The organism is Campylobacter sp. W0066.1 (assembly GCF_024723635.1).
Taxonomy (GTDB): Bacteria; Campylobacterota; Campylobacteria; order Campylobacterales; family Campylobacteraceae; genus Campylobacter_D; species Campylobacter_D lari_C.
Map to the genome: position 1 here is coordinate 87,103 of NZ_JANQCW010000003.1, position 20,543 is coordinate 107,645.

Sequence of the window (20,543 nt, forward strand, 5' to 3'; positions counted from 1 at the left end):
AAAATTTTTTAACATTATAAAAAAATATGTTAAAAAAATCAAAAATTTTTAACATATTAATTCTACACACCTTTAGTATAGTATCTTACTTTATTTTCCCTATTGCAATAAAAACCTAGCTTTAATATAATTTCAAAAACCACAAAGGAGAGAAAATGGACTCAAAAATCTTTTTAGAAAATGGTTGTGTTAAAAGTAAAGGTTATGCCATGCTTAGCAAGGATTCTAAATTCACACCTTTTGAATTCACACGCCATAAAGTAGGCAAAAACGACATCTTAATCGCTATCAAATACGCAGGAATTTGTCATAGTGACATACACACCGCAAGAAGCGAATGGGGCGAGGCAACATACCCTTGCGTACCTGGCCATGAGATAGCAGGAGAAGTTATCGCAGTGGGTGAAAATGTGAGTAAATTTAAAATAGGTGATTTTGCTGGGGTTGGATGTATGGTAAACTCATGCGGAGAATGCGAAGCATGCAAAAAATCTCAAGAGCAATTTTGCGAAAATGGTAAAACCATCTACACTTATAACTGCAAAGATGTATTTCATGATAATGAAAACACCTATGGAGGCTACTCAAACAACATCGTAGTAAGTGAAAAATTTGCTATCAATGTACCCAAAAATGCACCACTTGACAAAGTAGCACCTTTACTTTGTGCGGGTATTACTACCTATTCACCGCTTAAATTTTCAAATATAAAAGAAGGCTCAAGTGTAGCCGTAGCAGGTTTTGGTGGACTTGGTATGATGGCAGTTAAATATGCTGTAAAAATGGGTGCAAAAGTAAGTGTTTTTGCAAGAAATGAGAACAAAAAAGCAGAAGCTCTAGCTATGGGTGTGAGTAATTTTTATACTAGTACAGACAAAAGTGTGGTAAAAGAAAGATTTGACCTCATCATCTCCACCATACCAACGCCTTATGATCCGCTAGCTTATATGGATTTGTTAAAATTTGGTGGTGAAATGGCTATAGTAGGATTACCTCCACATGAAGTAAGTCCTAGCATTAACATTATTCATTTTGTATTTAAAGCAGGTAAAAAAGTATATGGCTCGCTTATTGGAGGCATTAAAGAAACTCAAGAAATGCTTGATTTTTCTTTAGAACATGGAATTTATCCTGAAATTGAACTCATCAAACCAAGTGAGATTGACAAAGCTTATGAAAATCTCACTTCAGGAAAAGCCAAATTCCGCTATGTAATCGATATGAGTGCAGAGAATTAATACTCATCAAAAATCACATCGCTAGTATCAAAACCTCTTTGCTTGGCTATTTCAAGCAAAGAGTTTATTTGCTCTTTTGCTAAAATCTCTCTTGATAAAATCCAAAGATATTTTTTATCAGGACTACCTACGATAGAAACTTGATAATTTGTATCAATGTAAATAATCTCATAATTTGGTTTGTTAAAAACATTCATAAATATACTAAATTTAACCGCCAAAGCTCTTGGTGATTTTACCCTGGCTTTGCCATTTGCTTGAGAGATTTCTCCATTTTCTTTTGTGCATATATTTTTAACTTTGATTATAGGCGTAGAGCCTTCATACTCTAGCTCATATTCTGCCTTAGCACTTTTGCAAGTTTTTTGAAAAAAAGCAGGTTTTCTGGCCATTTCTAACCATGTACCCATGTATTTTTCTAAATTTATATCATCTAATAATTCTATCATTTTTCTTCCTTTTGGTTTGCCTCACCCCAATCACACATTGCCTGTAAAATAGGAATTAAACTTTGTCCTTTTTTAGCAAGGCGGTATTCTACTTTTGGAGGGATTTGTGGGTATTCTTTACGCGTAATTAGATCATCATTTTCAAGCTCTCTTAAAGTATGCGTTAAAGTCTTAAAAGAAATATTGCCAAGATATCTTTTAAGCTCATTATATCTTACAACTTCATAACGAAACAAACAATACAAAACACTCATCTTATACTTTCCCGAAATCAAAGACAAGGTATAGTTAAACCCACATTCTGTAAAATCGCACTTTTCTTCCATATACTTTCCTTTAATATAGTATTATGCTTTTTTATATTATAATCCAAAATCATTTTTTATCAAAATGAAACACATTAAAAAGGATTTCTATGGATTTCATCACAAATCTTATCATTGCTGCTATTGTTGGTGGTGCATGTGGAGTTGCGCTTCATTTATGGAAAAAGAAAAAAGAAAAAGACAGTAGTGAAAAATAATATGTGAAGCAAAATGCTTCACATTGATTTAATTTATAATATATTTCAGTATATTCTAACTTCAAGATCAAAAAGTAAAAATACTTATTCTATACATTCTACCTTAATAGTATAAAAATATAATTACACTTTCTTATAGTATAGTATCTTACATAAATTTCAGTATTGAAATAAAATTATAGTTAAATTATAATTTTAAAAACATAAAAAGGAAAAATATGCAAAAAGCATTGTTATTAAATGGTGCAAAAGACTTTGGACACTCTAAAGGAAGACTAAACACAAGCTTACATGAACTTGCACTTAAAACCCTACAAGATCTTGGTTTACAAATCCAGCAAACACACATAGATCAAGGCTATAACACAAACGATGAAGTAGAAAAAATTCTAAATGCTGATGTTTTGATTTGGCAAATGCCTGGTTGGTGGATGGGAGAACCTTGGATAGTGAAAAAATACATTGATGATGTTTTTACAGCTGGGCATGGAGTATTTTATAAAAACGATGGTAGAAGTCATAACGAACCTACTAAAAATTATGGCACAGGCGGGCTTTTAAAAAATAAAAAATACATGCTTTCACTAACTTGGAATGCTCCAATGCAAGCATTTGATGATGAGAATGAATTTTTTAATGGAGCTGGGGTTGATGGAGTGTATTTACACTTTCACAAAGCGCATGAGTTCTTAGGTATGAGTGCTTTACCTACTTTTATAGCTAATGATGTAATCAAAAATCCTCAAGTGCAAGAATATTTTACAAACTACAAGGCGCACTTAGAAAAAATTTTTAAAGCTTAGAAATTTGGGATTTGATGCTAGAAATCATTGATTTTTTAGCTTCAAATTCATTTTTTAAATTCAGAACAATCTGTCTTTTAGCTTCAATAAAATCAACAAAGCTTTGCATATAATTTTTGTAAATTTTTAAAACTACGGGCTTATTTAAAAGTAAATCTTCAAATTCATAGACATTAAGCTCGGTTAATACTCTTTGATGTACTTCACTTACTTTTGGATGATACAAGCTAAACTCGGTGCTATCAAGCTCGTAAAATTCTTTACTCGCATTCATTTTAGTGCTAAAAAATCCCAAAGTAAGTTTAGTAGCACTTTCATAATTTGCCAAAGCTTTTAGATTAAGCTTTTCTAAAAATAAATCAAGCTCAAGTTGGCTTTTAAATAATAATTGCTTAAAATCTTTTAAAAAAAGCTCCTCGCTAGCACTAGCAAAGCTTCTAAAACTAGCAAATTCTTTTTCACTTTCTAAGGCATTTTCTTTTTGTAAATTTGAAAATTGAGCTTTAAAAAGCAAAATTTGCTCTTCTAAATTAGTAAAAAATAAGGAAAAATCATCTTTGATTTGACTAAATTCTAAAGCAATTTCATTTTTTAATCTTTTAAATTCTTTATTCATTGCTTCAGAGTTATAAAACATAGCCAAAAACGCGTCATCACTTGAAAGATACGGTGCTTTATAAGCAACTTTTTCATAAAGATTTTTCTTAAATAAGCCCTTAGCTTCTTTATAATAACTACTATCTTTTTCTTTGATAAATTTTAAAATTTCTTGAGAAATTTTTTCTCCAACAAGTTTTAATTTATCTAAACAATTATGATTTAAAATTTTTATTTTTTGCTCTAGCTTGCTTACTTTGAAAGTTTGCAAAATAGTATTAAATTTAAGCTCTAATTGCTCTAGCGCATTTTGAAATAAATCATATTGATTTGACAAAAGCTCGCATAAATTACTAAGTTTTTCTTTAACAAAATCTTTTTTAATGCGCTCATAATCAAGTTCTTTTAAATACTCATAAAGTAAAGGTAAATTTGACTTTTGCAAATCAAATTTTGCTTCTTTGCATGAAATTGCGATAATTTTTTCAAAATACTTATCAAAAACTAAATGTGCATAATTTAAAACATTTTCTAGCTCATCTTGGCTTAGCTTATCTTTTTGATTAAGCACGCAAATCCCGCCACGCTCTAAAAGTTTGGCATTTGCTTTTATAGCATCTTCTTCACTTTTTTTACCTGCATTATCAATCAAACTAAGCCAAATAGCACTATGCATAAAAGAAAGTTCTTTAAAAGTAGTTAGCGTATCGGTAGTGTTTGCATTTAAACCTGGGGTATCTATAAGCGTGATATCTTTTAAAAGCTCAATAGGTGCAAAAAGGTGCAAACTTTTAGTTTCTTTTAGTTCATTTCTTTGATCGCTAAATTTAGAAAGCTCGTCTATATCTACAATCTCATCACTACCATCTTCATATTCAACTCTTAAAAAATACTCCTTAGCATAGCGTAAAAAAGTGGGCTTAAAAGTCACTGGCACCACACCTGTTGGCAGGCATTCTTTTTGTAAAATTAAATTTAAAAGCGTGGATTTACCGCTGGAAAATTGCCCTATGATAGCCACATTAATGGCTCTTTTATAGCTAGCTATAATCATTTCAAGATCTTTTAAAAAGACATCATTTAAATGCAAACTCGGCTCTAAAAATGCATTTTTTATTGCTAAAATCTTTCCTTCAAAACTATCATCAAAACTTTTACAATAAGCATTTTCATAAGCTTTTAAAAAATCATTAATCAAATCATTTTGCATTTAAAAGCTCCGTTTTTAAAGTCTTTAAACTTTGTAATTTTGTATTGTTTTTTTCTAAAAGCTCTTTGGAGTTTTGTTCATTTTGCTCTATTTGTAAAATCAAGTCTTTTAAGTCTTTGATTTGTTCTTCTTGTTCTTTTTCGTATAAATTTAAACTAAGCTCTAAATTAGTAAAAAATTCTTGATTATTTTTTAAATCTAGGGCGATTTTTTCTATATTAAATGTTTGTAATTTTTCTAAAATTTGATTTTCTAAAGAGCTTTCTAGTTTATAAATATCTTGAGTAGACTCTAAATTTTTTAAAAGTTCCGCTTTCAATGTCATAAAAAGATCATTAGTGAAAATGCTTTCTATTTTTGTTTCAACCTTACTTTTAAAATCATCACAATTTTGCTCTAAAATAGCTTTTAAAAAATCATATTTCACACTTAGAGTGTTTTTAAGCTCATTGACCTTATACTCACTTTGCTGTTTTAACTCTCTTAAAAGATCAAAAATTCCATCTTTTAAAGTCGTATCAATGATAGTGTTTAATCTTTGAGTGTTGTTTTTGATTTTATTATTTTGATTATATTTTAGCTCATCTATAAGTTTTTCTTTTAATTTCTTAGCTAGCAAATGCAAAAGCGTTAAAATCTCTTGAGTATTTTCATCTTTTGTGCTAAAAATAGCACTTAGCTCTGCTTTTACTTGCATTAATTTTTCTTTTTTTGCTTTAAAATCATTGATAATAGTTTGATTTTGCTTATCAAACTCAAAGCTTTCATAATTTAGCATTTTATTAGAAAATTTAATTTTTTCTTCTATTTTTTCTAAATGCAATAACAATTCTTTTTTATAAGCACTTAGAGCGATTTTGTTTTTATTATATAAGCTTTTAGCTATAAGTTCTTCTAGTGTTAAAATATTACTTTGTTCTAAATTTCCACCTTTTTTTTGATAAAAATCATTAGCTAGTTTTGAAGAAATACACACAAAATCTACATTATCTAATAATTCTTGGCTAAGCTGCTTTTGTGCTAAATTTTCTTTGAGCTTATTTTTAGTATAGTTAATTACTTCTTGCAAGTCTTTTTGACTAAGCAAGTCAGCCTTAGTAAGCACAATCAAAAGCTTACTTACCCTTGAAGTCACCAAACATTCTATAATAAAATCACAATCTTTTTGACTAAGACTTTGAGAAGCATTCATAAGGTGGATTAAAAAGTCAGCTTTACTTATATAAGCTTTTGTTAAAAGCTCCCTTTGGATGATCACATCATCAAGTCCTGGAGTATCAACTATACAAACATTATCTTTTAAAAAATCAAGCGATGAAAAAAGCTCTATTTTTTTAATAAGTGCTGAGATTTTGTTTTTTGCACTAGTGTAATTTTTTAATTCTTCAATTTTTATTTCTATATTTTTATTTTCTTTTTCGATATATTCATTTAGATTAAAATTTTGTTCTAATTGTTTTATAAGTTCTTGCATATCTTGATTATCTTTGGAGCTTTTTAAAATATCTTGCCATTCTTCTTCACTCCAAAAATATATCTTAGCTTTTTGCTCTTTGCCGTATTTTAAAACGCTCAAATTTGCAGTTTCAGGTACATTAGATACACCTAAAAAATCCTTTTTTAAAAGTGCATTTAACATACTTGATTTACCTGCATTTACTACACCTGTTACCGCGATAGAAAAATCAATATTGCTAAATTTAACCAAAGCTTCTTGTAAGAGCTTTTGAGCTTTTTCATCTTCGCAAAGCTCTTGTAAATTTTGGTTAATGAGATCTAGTGTTTGATGTGAGTTTTTAACTTCTTGCTTGTAATCTTTTTGAATAATTTTTTGCCTAGATACAAAAGCATGTATTAAAGTATTATCGGTGATTTTTTGAAGTTTTTCCAAGGATTTTAAAAGCTCGTTTTTATCTAAAATTCCTAAATTTAAAGCATTAATAAAACAAACCTGCGCATACTGAATACCATAAAGATCTAAGCGTAAATTTAAACTTTTCATCAAACTTTTAAATTCGTTTAAAGCGCTAAATCTTTCATAATTATCAAGATTAGTACTTAAAAGAATTGCTGCTTTTTGAGTATCAATCAAACTTTCATCAAAAAGTGTATTTGTGTCAAGATAAACGCTATGATTTTGCCAAATTTGTTTTAGTAAGGTTTTAAGAGCCCCCTTTTCTTGGGGGCTAGGATTATTTGTTTCTTTGAGCGACAAGCTGTCTTCTCATATAAGCGATTTTGCTTTGTAAAGGTAGTTCTTTTGGACAATTATCTTCACATGCAAGCAAAGACATACATCCAAATACACCATCATCATCGCCCACTAATTCATAAAAATCTTCTATAGTTCTGTGATCATGTGGATCTTGTAAATATCTAGCTGTTCTTAAAAGTCCAGTAGCTGCGATAAAGTCAGGTCTCATTAGCTTAGTCGCACAAGAAGCAACACAAATTCCACACTCTATACAACGATCAAGTTCAAAAGTCTCATCAGCAACTTCTGGCTCAATACGCTCTTCAAGTTTAGAAATATCTGTTTCTTTTTCATTATGTACCCAGCTTTCAACGCGTTTACACATACCATCAAACCACTCACCTGTATTAACACTTAAATCTTTTATGTGTCTAAATGCAGGTAAAGGCATAAGCTCTATAACGCCATCTGGATAGTCTTTTGTCAATGTTTTACAAGCAAGTTTTGGCTTACCATTGATCATCATAGCACAGCTTCCGCAAATCCCTGCTCTACATACAAAGTCAAAACTCAAATCCGCATCCATTTTTTCTCTGATTTGAGTTAAGCACACAAAAATCGTCATAAATGGAGTTTCTTCAAGCTCATAAGTAACAAAATGAGGCTTAGAAATTTTACTTAATGGATTATATTTAAATGCTCTTATTGTTAATTTTCTACTCATAATCAACTCCTATTCTTTGATTTGGTGCTTTAAATTTAGCTTGTAATTCATAAGGCATTAAAGCATGTTGAATTTCATATCTACCTTTGCCTTCTGCTTCCATTTTTTCGCGGATCGCATCAACTTCAGCTTGACGTTTTTCGCTTAATGGATTTTCAATGATATTTCCTTTAGCACCATAACCTCTAAATGCAGGTGGGATTTCCATTTTCATAATGTCAAGATCTTCATACTCAACTCTAGGCATACTTTCACCTTCTACCCAGTAAGTATTTGTTCTTTTCATCCAATTTAAGTCATCTCTTTTTGGATAATCTTCTCTATAATGAGCCCCACGGCTTTCTGTTCTTAAAAGCGCACCATAGGCAACACATAAAGCAATTTTTAGCATTCTTGGAACTCTATAAGCTTCCTCAAGCTCTGGATTTGCACATTTTAATTCTTTATCATGTACTTTTAGATCAAGTGATTTATGATATAACTCTTCAAGCTCTTTAACCGCTTCTTCAAGACCTTGGCCTGTTCTAAAGATAGCTACTTTTTCCCACATAATGTCTTTCATTCTGTTTTTGATTTCAAATACATCATGTTTTCCTTCTTTGCTAACAAGAGATTTTAAGTAATCATACTCTTTAGAAAGGAAAGATTTAACGATATTTGTATCAATATCATTACCATTTTCTTTACAATATTGTGCAAAATAATCTCCTACGATCATACCTGCAACAACAGTTTCTGAACATGAATTTCCACCCAAGCGGTTAAATCCGTGCATATCCCAGCAAGCTGCTTCACCACACGCAAAAAGACCATTTAACCATTGGCTTTCCCCGGTTGGTTTAGTTCTAATACCACCCATTGAGTAATGTTGCATAGGTAAAACTGGCGCCCAGCCTTTTGGACCCTCATCAGCAGGATCAATACCATTAAATGTCTTACAAATATCTTGAACATCACGAAGGTTTTTTTCAACATGAGCACGACCAAGGATAGAAATATCAAGCCATAAATGATCTCCATAAGGGCTTTTTACACCTTTTCCTTTTCTAATATGCTCCATCATTCTACGACTTACAACGTCCCTACTTGCAAGTTCTTTTTTCTCAGGCTCATAATCAGGCATAAAGCGGTAACCATCAACATCTCTTAAGATACCACCATCACCTCTACAACCTTCAGTTAGTAAGATACCACTTGGTACGATTGGAGTTGGGTGAAATTGCACTGCTTCCATATTTGAAAGTCTGCAAAGTCCAGTTTCAAGTGCAATAGCAGCTCCTGTACCTTCACAAATAACAGCATTTGTAGTTTGTTTATAAATTCTACCATAACCACCTGTTGCAATCATAGTTCCTCTAGCAACATAAGCAATTAATTCTCCATTAGTTAAATCTCTAGCAATAGCCCCTAGACATTTTTTACCATCATGGATAATTCTTACTGCTTCCATTCTATCGATGATTTTAACTTGATGTTTAATCGCTTCATTTGCCACACCATATAGCATACAATGTCCTGTCGCATCAGCAATATAACATGTTCTCCATTTTTTAGTACCACCAAAGTCTCTTGCATTTATAAGACCATGTGCTTCTTCTTTTTCTTCAATGGTAGTTTTTTGAGCATTGATAACTACAGTTCTAGGTCCTTTTGTAACCCTAGTCCAAGGCACACCCCAAGCAGCAAGCTCACGCACAGCTTTTGGAGCAGTTTGTGCAAACATTCTTGCAACTTCTTGATCACAGCCCCAGTCAGACCCTTTTACTGTATCAGCAAAATGCACATCTTCATTATCTCCCTCGCCTTTAACGCTATTTCCCAAACTCGCTTGCATACCACCTTGCACAGCAGCTGAGTGAGATCTTTTAACCGGACAAATACTTAATAAAGTTACACTTTGACCACTTTTTGCAACTTCAATAGCAGCTCTTAAACCTGCAAGACCACCACCGATAACTAAAGCATCACTATATTGTATGTTCATATTTAGCTCCATCATAAGTTTTTACTATTTGCGCTACAGAGTTGTTTTGGTAATTATTAAAGCCTATTTTTGCAAAAGCAGCTAAGCTTAATACACCTAAAACTAAGAAGAAAATACTAATAAACCATTTTGCTTTTTTAAGTTTTTTACGACTTTCTTTTGCATCTTTACCTTCAAACCAACCCCATTTTACACATAATCTATATAAACCAATACTACCATGCAACTCGACACAGATTAATAAGGCAATGTAAAATAACCACATAAAATGGCTCACTACTCTATCGCCTGACATATCAGCACTGATTTTATCTGCATTAGTAATGATAAAAATTAAGTGTGCAGAACCCAAGAAAAACATTACAAAACCAGTTGCAGCTTGAACCCACCATAAAGAAGAATCACCATGATTCATATATTTTAAGTGTGTTCTACAAAGTTGGTATTGTCTGAAATTAATAGGGAATTTTCTCATTGCAAGACCCGCATGCACAAAGAAAATAACCAAAACACAGGCAGCTAAGAAAGAAGTGATGTAGCTCATCATAGGGCTATTAATGATAAATTTTAGTTCTAAAAAGTGAACCACTGAATCAAAAAAATCATCACTAACCAAAATGGTAGAAACGAAAAACATATGTGCCCACATAAACAAGCCTAAAATCAAGCCTGTTGCACTTTGAATATAGTCAAGTTTTGCTGGCATTTTACTTTTTTTGCCATCAATACTCTTGCCTAAAAAACCTTCAATGAGTTGGCTCATATTTACTCCTTTTAAAAGTTGATAAGTTTTAATATCGGAGCAATTATAGAACTTTTATTCTTAAAATAAATAAAAATTTATAAATTTTTTTTAATATTTCTTAAATAAAAAGATAGAAATAGTCCTAATAAAAACATTAATAAGCTTAATATCTGACCCATACTCATACCAAAAGCAACAAAGCCTATACCAAAATCAGGCTCTCTAAAAAACTCGCATACAAAGCGCGCTAGGGCATATAAAATCGTATAGTAAGCAATCAATTCTCCATTGTATTTTTTATATTTTTTTATTAGTAATAAAATAGCAAAAACTACAAAACCTTCTAAAAATGCTTCATAAAGCTGCGATGGATGACGCAATATCCCATCTACATAAATACCCCAAGGTACTTCTGTAGCTCTACCAAATAATTCTTGATTTAAAAAATTTCCAATACGACCAAAAATATATCCACATGGCACACTAATAGCAACCAAATCTAAATATTTCCATAAATTCTGCTTATTTTTTTTACAAAAAGCATAAGTTGCTATTAAAAATCCCACAACAGCTCCATGATAACTCATACCCCTAATCCCTACAAATTCTCCATTATAAAAGGGATTAAAAATTTGCCAAGGATGTGTAAGATACCATAAAGTATGTGCATCATAAATTAAAATATAGCCTATTCTTGCACCTAAAATCACCCCTATTTCTACCCATATAAAATAGCTATCAAGCATAGCTTTAGAAATTCCCATATTGTCTTTAATCGCATAATATTTTGCAACCATTAAAGCAACAAGCAAGGCTAGCACATACATAATGCCATACCAATGCACTTTTAAACCAAAAATTTCAAAAGCCACTACATCAAAATTTGCATAAATATTTTGCCAAAATTCCATAAAAAGCCCTTATTATAAAACATATAATATAGCAAAAAATTGTTATAATTATAAAAATCATAAGGAGAGAAAATGAAAAAAATATTATTATTTTTTAGCATAATTTTATTTTTAAGTGCATGCACTGGTAATCAAAAAACTTATTATATTTCTATGCCAAATTTTAAAAGCACTTTTGAAGAACATAACCACACAAATGCTAATAGCCCTAAAGTCAAAATCAATGATGTAGAAATTATAAAAAGCACTTTTTATAGTTCATATTTTGAGCAATCTACTCTAAATCAAAGAATTAATAAAAGCTTAGAATTACTCAAAAAACAACTTTTAGAAGATAGCAAAGCATTGCTTCAAAGTAAAGGATATACTATAGATAATGAAAATCCTGATTATGCTTTTAATATAGTTATTAATGCTAATTTATATGAAGATAAGGTTACAAGAAATTCAAGTCTTGGAGGCGATAGCGTAGAGTCTTCTTTTATGATTATTTTAGAAGCTCAAAGTCATTTAAATAATTTACATCAAGAAGATACTTTTCAAAGCACAACAAGCTCAGCAAAATTAAACGATCCTATTATTTTAAATTATCCTATAAAAGGTCAAGCAAGCATAGAAAGCTTTAGAGAGGTATACAGTGCTGTTCCTACTCAGCTTAATGAAAGTCTTGCAGCAAGTGCTTTAGAAATTGATAAAGTTTTTGTTGCTTTTTATAAAGAAATCACATCTAGTTTAAAAACTAGTGTAAAAGAAATCAAAGAAGAGCCAAAAACACAAGAAAACTCAGAAGTTCAAGATGTAAAACAAGATGATAAAAAAGAAGAAGCCACTCCTTATCAAAATAATGAAGTAATCATCTTTGAATAGCTTGTGCATAAAACACTTTGATCTTAAATTTAAGATTAATGTGTTTTTCTTCGGATTTAAACTCTACAGGAGTGCTAATTTCTATTAAATTTTTATATCTTTGCAAATCATTTAAAAAAGAGTAAAAAGCCTGAGGATTTTTCATCTTTACATTAGCTCCAAATTGATACTTTAGATACTCTTGCTCTTTTTTAATAGGAATGAGATTAATTTTAACATCATCAAAGTAATTTTTCATGAATTCTAATAATTCTTTTTGTGAAAATTCTGCATTGATTTGAGCTAAATTTTGCGCATTCACCTTTTGAAACTCATCAATAACTTTTTCTAAAGCTTGTAACTCATTTATTGCTTTAGTATTTTGAATTTGCTGGGTTGCTAATCTTGAATGTTCGATTTTATAATCTTTCAAAAAAGGCACGATTAAAAATAAAATCAAAATCGCACAAAGCGCAACAAATGAAAAAGAGTAAATCAAGATTTTTAATACATCAGCTTCTTCTAAGCTCTTATCGTTTTTGCTCATACATTTCCTCTGGTATAGTGATATTTACACTTACAAAGCGATACCACCCGTTTTCTAATTGATAATAACTTGTTTGAGAATTGGAAAAAATACTTCTTAATGGAGCCTCTAATAATAACGCAAACATTTCTTTAGTAGGTGTAATGCCTCTTAAAATAAGTGATCTATCTTCCATTAAAACCTCATCTAAAGATATATTTTTAGGTACTAAGGTAAAAAGATTTTGAATACTTTTTAATAAAACTTTATTTTTACCATTTTCTTGCTCTTGCTCTAAATCTCCCAAAATCAACTCTGCTTTATCATTTTGTCTTACTAATTCTTGATATTTAAGCTTGTTAGCATTAATTTGTGCGATAATTTGAGCTAATTCTTCTTTTTTATTATCAAGTTGTACAGACACATAATAGCTTTTAAAAACAACCACAATAAATACTACAAAAATCAAAGCAACGCTAATGCTAGTAAAATAAATCCAAATTCTAGTAAAAAGATTAAAAACAGGTTTTATCTTAGGTTTGATTAGACTATATCTCATAATTTTAAGTCCTTCACCATAAGTTCATTCATCAAATTTAAAGTATCTACAAGTTCTACTTTAGGTTTTATAAAAAGCTCATTTTCTAAATAATCAAGCGAGGTCGAACTAAAACTTTCCTCATCAAAAATCACAATTTCTTCCAAAAAGCTATTATCATACAAAGGATTTTGATAAAATTCTTTTACACTTGAAATGATGTATTCTATCATTTTCATATCTGAGCTAAAATTTTCTAAAGACTCAATAGGAAGTTCTTCTTTTTCTTCATCTAATTCCTCAAGTTTATCAAGCTCTTGACTCATTTCTTCTAAACTTTTTAAATCATAATTTTGCTCATTTTCTTCTTCTTGATTTTCATCATCAATTTGTAAATCAAATTCTTCTTTAATATCATCAAAAAAATCATCTTCATCATAATTTTGACTAGCTATATTAAAATAACTTCCAAACAATATAGCTTCATTTTTACAAATTAACATCGCAACAAAATCATGGTATCTATACACATAAAGGCCTATTTTTTCTTCAAAACCTCTATTTGCCATACAATGATAAAGCAAAGAAAAAGGCGAATAAAGCAAATCCAAACCGCCAAAAGCCTCATAATCTTGCTCATATGAGCTTAAAGAATGATTAGATGCATATAATAAACCATTATTAAAAGAAATACACTTAACACTACTTGCATCAACACCAAAATTAGAAAGATCTTTAAAATTTGAGCTTGGCACAACGCCTTGGGCAATAGGAGAAAAAAAAGTGCATATATAATAAATTTGAAAATCTTTAGTTAAATTTTTTACATATTCTATGGCTTTTTCTTTATCTTCAAAGCTTTTTTCAAAAGTATCCACAGCTTGGGATTTTTTCCAAGTATGACATCTTATAATGTATTGTTTTTCATCATAGCAAATACAAACTAAAAGTTGTAAAATATACTTTCTAAAAAAAGATAACATAGTGTTTATCCTTTGTCTATTTGACTTATCATATCAAATTTTTCTTTTATCAATACTTTAGCTTCTTCTAAATTTAAATTTTGTATTTTGATTTCTTCACTTAGTCTATAAGTAATCTTAGAAAAAGGTTTAGGTAAGATCATTTTATCCCAACTTTTAAATTCCCAAAAAGAACTTGCTTCGTAATTTAGCAAAAAAAGTGGAGCATTTTTTTTCAAAGCTATCATCACAGAACCATCTGAAACACTATGATAAGGTCCTCTTGGTCCATCTGGAGTGATAATCACATCATCGCCTTGATCTAAAATTTTAAAAGATTGTTTTAATAAAGCCAAAGCACCTTTGCTTGTGCTACCTCTTAAAGTATCCAAACCAAAAAAGGCAATATTTCTAGCAATGATTTCTCCGTCTTTATGGTGTGAAATCATCACATAAGCCTTTTTTCCTTTAATACCCATTTTACGATAGGCAAAAGGCATGAGAGCAAGACGCCCATGCCAAAAAAGTATCACACATGATCTTTTTGGAAGCTTTTGCCCTAAATAAACCTTTCTACAAGTTAAAAAAATCAGCCATTGTAATAAAAAAATTCCAAAAGCTAAAAGATTAATCTTAAAGGATTTCGCCATTTAACACCATACGCCTAGGATTGGTGATTTTTACTTTTTTCATTTGTCCTAATAACTCTTCACTACCTCTAACTTGAATCAAAAAGTTATTATCACTTCTACCTGCTACAAAGCCTTCACTTCTTAATTCTTCAAATAAAACTTCAAATTCTTTATCTTTTTGTTTTGCAACAATTTCATCTAAAATTTCTGTATGTCTTGCTTGTAAAATATTCAAGCGTTTTGAAGCTATATCATCAGGAATTTGATTTGGCATAGTTGCAGCTTTAGTTAATGGTCTTTTAGAGTATTTAAAAGAAAACATTTGCTCAAAACGCACTTTTTCAAGTACATCCATAGTATCTTCAAAGTCTTTATCACTCTCACCTGGAAAAGCTACAATCACATCAGTAGAAATACTCACATCTTTACACATAGAACGAAGTTTCAATGCTCTATCTAAATACCACTCTTTAGTATAACCACGCTTCATAGCTTTTAAAATTTCACTTGAGCCACTTTGTAAAGGCACATGCATAGACTTACATACTTTAGGATTTTTAGAAAAAACCTCTAAAAACCTATCATCCATATGCAATGGATGTGGACTTGTAAAGCGGATACGCTCTAAACCTTCAATTTCACTTAGTCTTTCTAAAAGATCTGAAAAATTAATCTTTTCATGTGCATTAGAAAATCTTTTACCATAATTATTAACATTTTGTCCTAGTAAAAAAATCTCTTTAGCACCTCTAGAAACAGCTTTCAATGCTTCATTTTTAATAATCTCAAAAGGTATAGAAATTTCATCTCCTCTTGTATGAGGCACTATACAATAAGTACAATGTTTATCACAACCTATGGAGATATTAATATAAGTCTTATAAAGGCTATTTCTAAAATCTGCAAAAGCATAATTACTCTCATCAAAATCTATATCATTGCCTAAAAATTTTGGCGTATTTACAGCCTTTGTGATTTTAGAAACATTTCTAGCACCCAAAACAAAATCCACATTTGGAGCGCGCTTGAAAATCTCATCTCCTAAATGTGAAGCAGTGCAACCACAAACTCCTATTTTAGCTCCATTTTTTTTGATTTTTTCAAAGCTTCCAACTTCTGAAAAAAGCTTATGCACAGGCTTTTCACGCACTGAGCAAGTATTGATTAAAATCAAATCTGCTTCTTTTGCATCTTGAGTTAGTTCGTAATTTTCTTTTTCTTTAAGTTCGGCTATCATATGCTCTGAATCACGCACATTCATAGCACAACCTAAAGTTTGTATAAAAAGTTTTTTACTCAAAGAATGTGTACCTCATACATAAAATCTGTATCATCTAAACCATATTTGATTGTTCTATGATAAACACATTTTCCTTTTTTTTCAAAATGCTCTACCAAAGCGATTAATTGCTTATGTGCATTATCTTTATCAAAATAGAAAAATTTTTGACCTTCTTTATCTACAGCCTTTTCAATACTTTCTAAACTTATACTTTTTGGCTTTTCATCAACAGAGGTTCTTGCTATTTTTAAATCCATATCATCATCCTCAAGTTTTTTTAATCTGAAATTATAGCAAATTTTACTTTTAATTAAACTTATTAAAGATATAATTTTATCCTTCAAACTTTTAAAATCCAAAATTAAGGTTGTATTGTCATTATGGAAAAAATCACAGATATAATTGAATCCATTGCTAATGAGAAAAATTTACAAATAGAAGATGTAAGAGAAAGAGTTAAAAAAGCACTTATTAATACTGCTAAGAAAATTTATGGCGATAAGTATGAATTTTTTGTTGATTCAGGTAAAAATTTACAACTTTATCAAAAAATCATCGTAGTAGCTGATAATGATGAAAGATTAGAAAATGAAAATGAGCATTTTATCGCTTTAAGTAAAGCAAGAGCAGAAGCTAAAGATGTAGAAATTGGCGATGAGCTAACTTATGAGTGTTCTTTAGAAAATTTAGGCCGTACTGCTGTAAATATCTTACATAAAGAATTAGAATATAACATTCAAAAACTCTTAGAAGAAAAAATCTATGAAAAATACCAAAAAATGGTAGGACATATGGTTTTTGGTAGCGTAGTAAGAGTGGATAGCGAAGAAAATACTTATGTAGAAATTGATGAGTTTCGTGCATATTTACCTAGAAAAAATCGTATCAAAGGTGAAAAATTTAAAGTAGGCGATGTGATTAAAGCTGTTATTAGACATGTATATATCGATAAATCAGGTATGAGAATGGAGCTTAGTAGAACTAGCCCTAAATTTTTAGAAGCTTTATTAAAAGCTGAAGTTCCTGAAATCAAAGATGGCCTTATAAATATTTATGCAAGTGCAAGAATTCCAGGTGAGAGAGCAAAAATTATCTTACAAGCAAATAGCCCAAGCGTTGATGCAGTAGGAGCAACTGTGGGTATAAAAGGAGTTAGAATCAATGCTGTAAGCAAAGAATTAAAAAATGAAAATATCGACTGTATTGAGTATTCTAATGAAATGGCAATTTTAATCACTAGAAGCTTAGCTCCAGCCATTATAAACTCAGTTGGTATTGAAGATAAAAAGGCTATTGTAACGCTAAATAGCGAGCAAAAAAGCAAAGCCATAGGAAAAAGTGGTATTAATATACGCTTAGCTAGCATGCTTCTTGGATATGAGATAGAGCTTAATGAAGTAAATAATGAAGATAAAACTAATAACCAAGAAGAAGCATTTAAAAATCTTAAAGCCTTATTTGGAGAAAATTAAAGCTGCTTACCGACAGTTTGTTCGGTAAGCTTTCTTTCTAAAACTAAATCTACTACAGGCTGTTCTCTTTTATTTGCCTTTTGACAGTGATTTTTGTCAAAAAAATCTGTAATTTTAATAACTATTTTAGCCCATCTTTTATCGCGCTCTCTCCAAGCATGAGATGATAAAGACTCCCAAGCATAGCCATTAAACAAAGTAGCATTAACAAAATGATCAAGTGCTCTCACACCTTGTCTAACCCTAGCAGGATTACCAAAAGTACCTACTATAACAATAAAAAGATAACTAATCACCGCCAAAGGAACAATAGCACAAAGTAGTATGGTTCCTGCTAATTTTTCTTTCATTTTTGCCTTTTTATAAATCTTATATTCATACCATTTGCTGATCTTATAGTCAGTCTTCCTACTATATCAGGTACAAAATTTTCTTCTAATTCTAACTTATAAGTCCTTAAAATATTAGCTAAAATCAAAACAGCCTCTTGCATAGCAAAGCCCTGCCCTATACACACACGCTCTCCCATACCAAAAGGCATATAAGTGTCTTTTTTAATCTTGCTTTTATCTTCATGGCGACTTGGATCAAACTCATGTGGATTTTCCCAAAAACTATCATGCCTATGGATAAGCCATGGAGCTACAACTACGCCTGAACCTTTTTTAATAAGCTTATCTCTCATTTTGCTTTCATTTCTTGCTTCTCTAGCAAAAAAACCAACTGGTGGATAAAGTCTTAAACTTTCTTTAAACACATTTGTAAGATATTTCATCGCTCTAATATGCTCTATTTTAAACTCCTCATCACCCGCAACTTGCATGATTTCTTCATAAGCTTTTTGTTGCTCATTTGGAGAAATACTTAAAATATATAGCGTCCAAGTTAGCGAACTTGCAGTAGTCTCATGGCCTGCTAAGAAAAGCATGGCAACTTGGTCTAAAATTTCATTAAAAGAAAATCTCTCATTAGTATCTGCATCGACTACCATAAGCAATGATGATAAAATATCTTCATATTTTCCTTGATCATTTAGGGCATTATCATATCTTGGTTTTATAATATCTGATAAAACCTTGCGTATAATTCCGCCTGCTTTAAGTCTTCTTCTCTCGCCTAAAAGATTTGAAAGCCAAGTCGGAAAGCGAAACATTCTTCGCATAGCTGTTTTAACTGTTTCTTCTTGCACAGTTACAAAAGCATCCAAAACAAGTTTGCCTTTTTGCTCATCAAGTTTTGATGACATGATAGTTCTAAAAATCACATCCGCAGTTACAAAAGTCATAGCTTCATCTACTTCTATAATCGCTTTATCTTCATATCTTGCAAATCTTGCCATCATATCAGAAGCTGCTTCGCTCATTAAATTAAAAACCTTAGAAATCCTTGTCATTTCAAAAGAAGGCCTTAAAAGCTCTCTTTGCTTTTCCCATACTCTATCATTAGTTGTAAAAATGCTTATACCTAAAAGTGGCTCTAAAAGTTCATGTAAAAGTTGGCTTTTTGGGTATTCTCTAACCTCATCTACCATAATGCGTCTAACTTCTTTTGGATCATTTACTACATATAGATCAAATCCGGGCATTTTTACTCTACCCATCATCATCTTATAGCTTCGCTCATAAAGTCCATCAAGCCACGATCTTCTTTTTAGTAAAAAAGTAGTTAATGTAGAAGCTTTATTTTTATAAGGCTTTGGATGAAAAGGACACTGACCCATGTTTTTCTCCTATTTGATTTTTTCTTCTAATTTATTTTTGCCTATGACAAATTCAAAAAAGTTATACACCCCTTGAATTTGCGTAGCAAATAAATATAAAAAATGCGCTTTATATTTATCTTTTTTGATTTTTTTATAATCTTTATTTTTATATAAGGTATGAAATTTAGCCGAAAGGTATTTTGGGCCAAATTGTGCTTTTACTCCGCTTGTGCGTATAAAATCAACTTGTGCAAAACAAGCCCCATCAATAATAGAAGTAAAATCATACCATATTAAATTTTTACTTCCTAAATATTCTAACTCTTTTCTAAACCCAAAAGATCTTTTTTGATAGCTTACCAAAGGTATACACTCACCTAAAGTTAAAACCTTTAAATTTTCAAAAGATATATTTTCATCTTCACATTTTCTAAGCACTTTTGCTAAAACATTTATACAAAGCACCGTTCCTACACTATGTGCGCTTAAGATAAGTTCGTAATTTTTGTCATTTGCATTTTCTTTTAGTTTTTCAAAGATAACTCTAGCAAAATCATCCATTCTTAATTCAAGTTCACTTTGAGAATTTTTCTCCCAGTTTGCACAAAAAGAACAAATTCTAGCTATCCAAAAAACAGCTAATTTCTTGCCTAATTTATAAAGCATTTTTGGTAAAAATACTAATGATAAAATAAAAGCTAAAATTCCTAAAACAATATGAAAATTTTGCAAATAAAATAAGCTTCCAAAAGCACAAAATAAAGTAAAAATAAAACTCAAAAGTACATAAAAAAATGGATAATAACCTGTGATAAGTTGGTGTGGGGATTCTTTACCGAATTTTAAAAAAAGTCCTGTGATGGTATAAATTCTAAAAAAACTATAACAATCACTCAAAGCATCTTTTATACCTTCTGACCAGTTTTTTTTAACTATATCATTCCAGCTTAAAAAGGTGTAAGTAGTGCTTGTATGCGGGGTTTGAATTTGCCAAAAAGCATATATATTAACTTGAGCTTTTGATAAAGTATAATCATAATTTAAAAGTGTATTTTGCTCGGTTAAATTTTTTTTAAACATAGCATAATAATGCCTATATCCTCTAGGATCATAACCAGCTATATAAAAAACATCTCTTTTTTGACACAATTTATCCATTAAAATCCCAAATAAACTCAAAATGAATTTAAAAATATAGCTAAAGT

Annotated in this window: 21 protein-coding genes; 4 read left to right on the plus strand and 17 right to left on the minus strand. The window is 30.5% G+C overall.

All coding sequences use genetic code 11. The features are described 5' to 3' along the window. Positions 1-155 precede the first annotated feature (155 nt). Complete coding sequence (locus CAMP18497_RS01910; RefSeq protein WP_337212290.1) at positions 156-1,238, plus strand: NAD(P)-dependent alcohol dehydrogenase; 1,083 nt, start codon at positions 156-158, stop codon at positions 1,236-1,238. Here the strand turns inward: CAMP18497_RS01910 and CAMP18497_RS01915 are convergent. Then, positions 1,235-1,687 carry a lipocalin family protein gene (locus CAMP18497_RS01915; protein ID WP_039640860.1) on the minus strand — a complete coding sequence of 151 codons (453 nt, stop codon included), beginning with the start codon at positions 1,685-1,687 and terminating at the stop codon, positions 1,235-1,237. The genes CAMP18497_RS01910 and CAMP18497_RS01915 overlap by 4 nt on opposite strands. Further along, complete coding sequence (rrpA, locus tag CAMP18497_RS01920) at positions 1,684-2,013, minus strand: MarR family transcription factor RrpA (RefSeq protein ID WP_087700365.1); 330 nt, start codon at positions 2,011-2,013, stop codon at positions 1,684-1,686. Before rrpA ends, CAMP18497_RS01915 begins: the two co-directional genes overlap by 4 nt. A gap of 415 nt (positions 2,014-2,428) precedes the next feature. On the opposite strand from rrpA, the gene CAMP18497_RS01925 reads away from it, so the two are divergent. Next, positions 2,429-3,013, plus strand: a complete 585-nt coding sequence (locus tag CAMP18497_RS01925) for an NAD(P)H-dependent oxidoreductase (protein ID WP_337212294.1) — start codon at positions 2,429-2,431, stop codon at positions 3,011-3,013. Here the strand turns inward: CAMP18497_RS01925 and CAMP18497_RS01930 are convergent. The 6 genes from CAMP18497_RS01930 to lgt form a co-directional block, all read right to left on the minus strand. Next, positions 3,003-4,820: a dynamin family protein gene (locus tag CAMP18497_RS01930; RefSeq protein WP_337212296.1), complete on the minus strand. Its 1,818-nt coding sequence runs from the start codon at positions 4,818-4,820 to the stop codon at positions 3,003-3,005. The genes CAMP18497_RS01925 and CAMP18497_RS01930 overlap by 11 nt on opposite strands. Then, positions 4,810-7,035, minus strand: coding sequence for a dynamin family protein (locus CAMP18497_RS01935; protein ID WP_337212297.1), 2,226 nt, complete (start codon positions 7,033-7,035; stop codon positions 4,810-4,812). The genes CAMP18497_RS01930 and CAMP18497_RS01935 overlap by 11 nt, the downstream gene beginning before the upstream one ends. After that, positions 7,013-7,738: a fumarate reductase iron-sulfur subunit gene (locus CAMP18497_RS01940; protein ID WP_012661078.1), complete on the minus strand. Its 726-nt coding sequence runs from the start codon at positions 7,736-7,738 to the stop codon at positions 7,013-7,015. Before CAMP18497_RS01940 ends, CAMP18497_RS01935 begins: the two co-directional genes overlap by 23 nt. Continuing rightward, complete coding sequence (locus tag CAMP18497_RS01945; protein WP_039617579.1) at positions 7,731-9,722, minus strand: fumarate reductase flavoprotein subunit; 1,992 nt, start codon at positions 9,720-9,722, stop codon at positions 7,731-7,733. Before CAMP18497_RS01945 ends, CAMP18497_RS01940 begins: the two co-directional genes overlap by 8 nt. Then, positions 9,706-10,485, minus strand: coding sequence for a fumarate reductase cytochrome b subunit (locus CAMP18497_RS01950; protein WP_039617578.1), 780 nt, complete (start codon positions 10,483-10,485; stop codon positions 9,706-9,708). The genes CAMP18497_RS01945 and CAMP18497_RS01950 overlap by 17 nt, the downstream gene beginning before the upstream one ends. 77 nt (positions 10,486-10,562) lie before the next feature. Then, positions 10,563-11,378 carry a prolipoprotein diacylglyceryl transferase gene (lgt, locus tag CAMP18497_RS01955; RefSeq protein WP_263668983.1) on the minus strand — a complete coding sequence of 272 codons (816 nt, stop codon included), beginning with the start codon at positions 11,376-11,378 and terminating at the stop codon, positions 10,563-10,565. Positions 11,379-11,450: 72 nt separating this feature from the next. On the opposite strand from lgt, the gene CAMP18497_RS01960 reads away from it, so the two are divergent. Continuing rightward, positions 11,451-12,245 (plus strand): membrane lipoprotein lipid attachment site-containing protein, encoded by a 795-nt coding sequence (locus tag CAMP18497_RS01960; protein ID WP_337212298.1) that lies wholly within the window; start codon positions 11,451-11,453, stop codon positions 12,243-12,245. Here the strand turns inward: CAMP18497_RS01960 and CAMP18497_RS01965 are convergent. Genes CAMP18497_RS01965 through CAMP18497_RS01990 form a run of 6 tightly spaced genes read right to left on the minus strand, consistent with a single transcriptional unit; the run spans position 12,232 to position 16,421 of the window. Beyond that, positions 12,232-12,771 (minus strand): hypothetical protein, encoded by a 540-nt coding sequence (locus CAMP18497_RS01965; protein WP_263674752.1) that lies wholly within the window; start codon positions 12,769-12,771, stop codon positions 12,232-12,234. The two genes, CAMP18497_RS01960 and CAMP18497_RS01965, sit on opposite strands and share 14 nt — an antisense overlap. Continuing rightward, positions 12,755-13,309 carry a hypothetical protein gene (locus CAMP18497_RS01970; protein WP_337212299.1) on the minus strand — a complete coding sequence of 185 codons (555 nt, stop codon included), beginning with the start codon at positions 13,307-13,309 and terminating at the stop codon, positions 12,755-12,757. Before CAMP18497_RS01970 ends, CAMP18497_RS01965 begins: the two co-directional genes overlap by 17 nt. Next, complete coding sequence (locus CAMP18497_RS01975; protein ID WP_337212300.1) at positions 13,306-14,271, minus strand: hypothetical protein; 966 nt, start codon at positions 14,269-14,271, stop codon at positions 13,306-13,308. The genes CAMP18497_RS01970 and CAMP18497_RS01975 overlap by 4 nt, the downstream gene beginning before the upstream one ends. Positions 14,272-14,276: 5 nt before the next feature. Further along, on the minus strand, positions 14,277-14,900 hold the full coding sequence (locus CAMP18497_RS01980) for a lysophospholipid acyltransferase family protein (protein ID WP_039617569.1): 624 nt from the start codon (positions 14,898-14,900) through the stop codon (positions 14,277-14,279). Continuing rightward, a complete protein-coding gene (gene miaB / locus CAMP18497_RS01985) occupies positions 14,884-16,182 on the minus strand; it encodes a tRNA (N6-isopentenyl adenosine(37)-C2)-methylthiotransferase MiaB (RefSeq protein WP_337212301.1) in 1,299 nt (432 codons plus the stop codon). The genes CAMP18497_RS01980 and miaB overlap by 17 nt, the downstream gene beginning before the upstream one ends. Continuing rightward, a complete protein-coding gene (locus CAMP18497_RS01990) occupies positions 16,179-16,421 on the minus strand; it encodes an HP0268 family nuclease (protein WP_039617566.1) in 243 nt (80 codons plus the stop codon). Before CAMP18497_RS01990 ends, miaB begins: the two co-directional genes overlap by 4 nt. Before the next feature lie 123 nt (positions 16,422-16,544). On the opposite strand from CAMP18497_RS01990, the gene nusA reads away from it, so the two are divergent. Further along, positions 16,545-17,636, plus strand: a complete 1,092-nt coding sequence (gene nusA / locus CAMP18497_RS01995; RefSeq protein ID WP_087700337.1) for a transcription termination factor NusA — start codon at positions 16,545-16,547, stop codon at positions 17,634-17,636. Here nusA and CAMP18497_RS02000 read toward each other — a convergent pair. Genes CAMP18497_RS02000 through CAMP18497_RS02010 form a run of 3 tightly spaced genes read right to left on the minus strand, consistent with a single transcriptional unit; the run spans position 17,633 to position 20,496 of the window. Next, positions 17,633-17,986 (minus strand): membrane protein, encoded by a 354-nt coding sequence (locus CAMP18497_RS02000; protein ID WP_039617563.1) that lies wholly within the window; start codon positions 17,984-17,986, stop codon positions 17,633-17,635. The two genes, nusA and CAMP18497_RS02000, sit on opposite strands and share 4 nt — an antisense overlap. Beyond that, positions 17,983-19,356 carry a cytochrome P450 gene (locus tag CAMP18497_RS02005; RefSeq protein ID WP_337212302.1) on the minus strand — a complete coding sequence of 458 codons (1,374 nt, stop codon included), beginning with the start codon at positions 19,354-19,356 and terminating at the stop codon, positions 17,983-17,985. The genes CAMP18497_RS02000 and CAMP18497_RS02005 overlap by 4 nt, the downstream gene beginning before the upstream one ends. A gap of 9 nt (positions 19,357-19,365) precedes the next feature. Beyond that, positions 19,366-20,496 (minus strand): DUF829 domain-containing protein, encoded by a 1,131-nt coding sequence (locus tag CAMP18497_RS02010; RefSeq protein ID WP_337212303.1) that lies wholly within the window; start codon positions 20,494-20,496, stop codon positions 19,366-19,368. Positions 20,497-20,543: the final 47 nt, after the last annotated feature.

Coding starts and splice junctions, on each gene's coding strand:
- CAMP18497_RS01980 (WP_039617569.1), bottom strand. CDS start 14,900: ATGGCGAAATCCTTTAAGATTAATCTTTTAGCTTTTGGAATTTTTTTA.
- CAMP18497_RS01975 (WP_337212300.1), bottom strand. CDS start 14,271: ATGTTATCTTTTTTTAGAAAGTATATTTTACAACTTTTAGTTTGTATT.
- CAMP18497_RS02000 (WP_039617563.1), bottom strand. CDS start 17,986: ATGAAAGAAAAATTAGCAGGAACCATACTACTTTGTGCTATTGTTCCT.
- lgt (WP_263668983.1), bottom strand. CDS start 11,378: ATGGAATTTTGGCAAAATATTTATGCAAATTTTGATGTAGTGGCTTTT.
- CAMP18497_RS01910 (WP_337212290.1), top strand. CDS start 156: ATGGACTCAAAAATCTTTTTAGAAAATGGTTGTGTTAAAAGTAAAGGT.
- CAMP18497_RS01990 (WP_039617566.1), bottom strand. CDS start 16,421: ATGGATTTAAAAATAGCAAGAACCTCTGTTGATGAAAAGCCAAAAAGT.
- CAMP18497_RS01965 (WP_263674752.1), bottom strand. CDS start 12,771: ATGAGCAAAAACGATAAGAGCTTAGAAGAAGCTGATGTATTAAAAATC.
- CAMP18497_RS01945 (WP_039617579.1), bottom strand. CDS start 9,722: ATGAACATACAATATAGTGATGCTTTAGTTATCGGTGGTGGTCTTGCA.
- nusA (WP_087700337.1), top strand. CDS start 16,545: ATGGAAAAAATCACAGATATAATTGAATCCATTGCTAATGAGAAAAAT.
- CAMP18497_RS01925 (WP_337212294.1), top strand. CDS start 2,429: ATGCAAAAAGCATTGTTATTAAATGGTGCAAAAGACTTTGGACACTCT.
- CAMP18497_RS01960 (WP_337212298.1), top strand. CDS start 11,451: ATGAAAAAAATATTATTATTTTTTAGCATAATTTTATTTTTAAGTGCA.
- CAMP18497_RS01940 (WP_012661078.1), bottom strand. CDS start 7,738: ATGAGTAGAAAATTAACAATAAGAGCATTTAAATATAATCCATTAAGT.
- CAMP18497_RS02005 (WP_337212302.1), bottom strand. CDS start 19,356: ATGGGTCAGTGTCCTTTTCATCCAAAGCCTTATAAAAATAAAGCTTCT.
- CAMP18497_RS02010 (WP_337212303.1), bottom strand. CDS start 20,496: ATGGATAAATTGTGTCAAAAAAGAGATGTTTTTTATATAGCTGGTTAT.
- CAMP18497_RS01930 (WP_337212296.1), bottom strand. CDS start 4,820: ATGCAAAATGATTTGATTAATGATTTTTTAAAAGCTTATGAAAATGCT.
- rrpA (WP_087700365.1), bottom strand. CDS start 2,013: ATGGAAGAAAAGTGCGATTTTACAGAATGTGGGTTTAACTATACCTTG.
- CAMP18497_RS01950 (WP_039617578.1), bottom strand. CDS start 10,485: ATGAGCCAACTCATTGAAGGTTTTTTAGGCAAGAGTATTGATGGCAAA.
- CAMP18497_RS01970 (WP_337212299.1), bottom strand. CDS start 13,309: ATGAGATATAGTCTAATCAAACCTAAGATAAAACCTGTTTTTAATCTT.
- CAMP18497_RS01915 (WP_039640860.1), bottom strand. CDS start 1,687: ATGATAGAATTATTAGATGATATAAATTTAGAAAAATACATGGGTACA.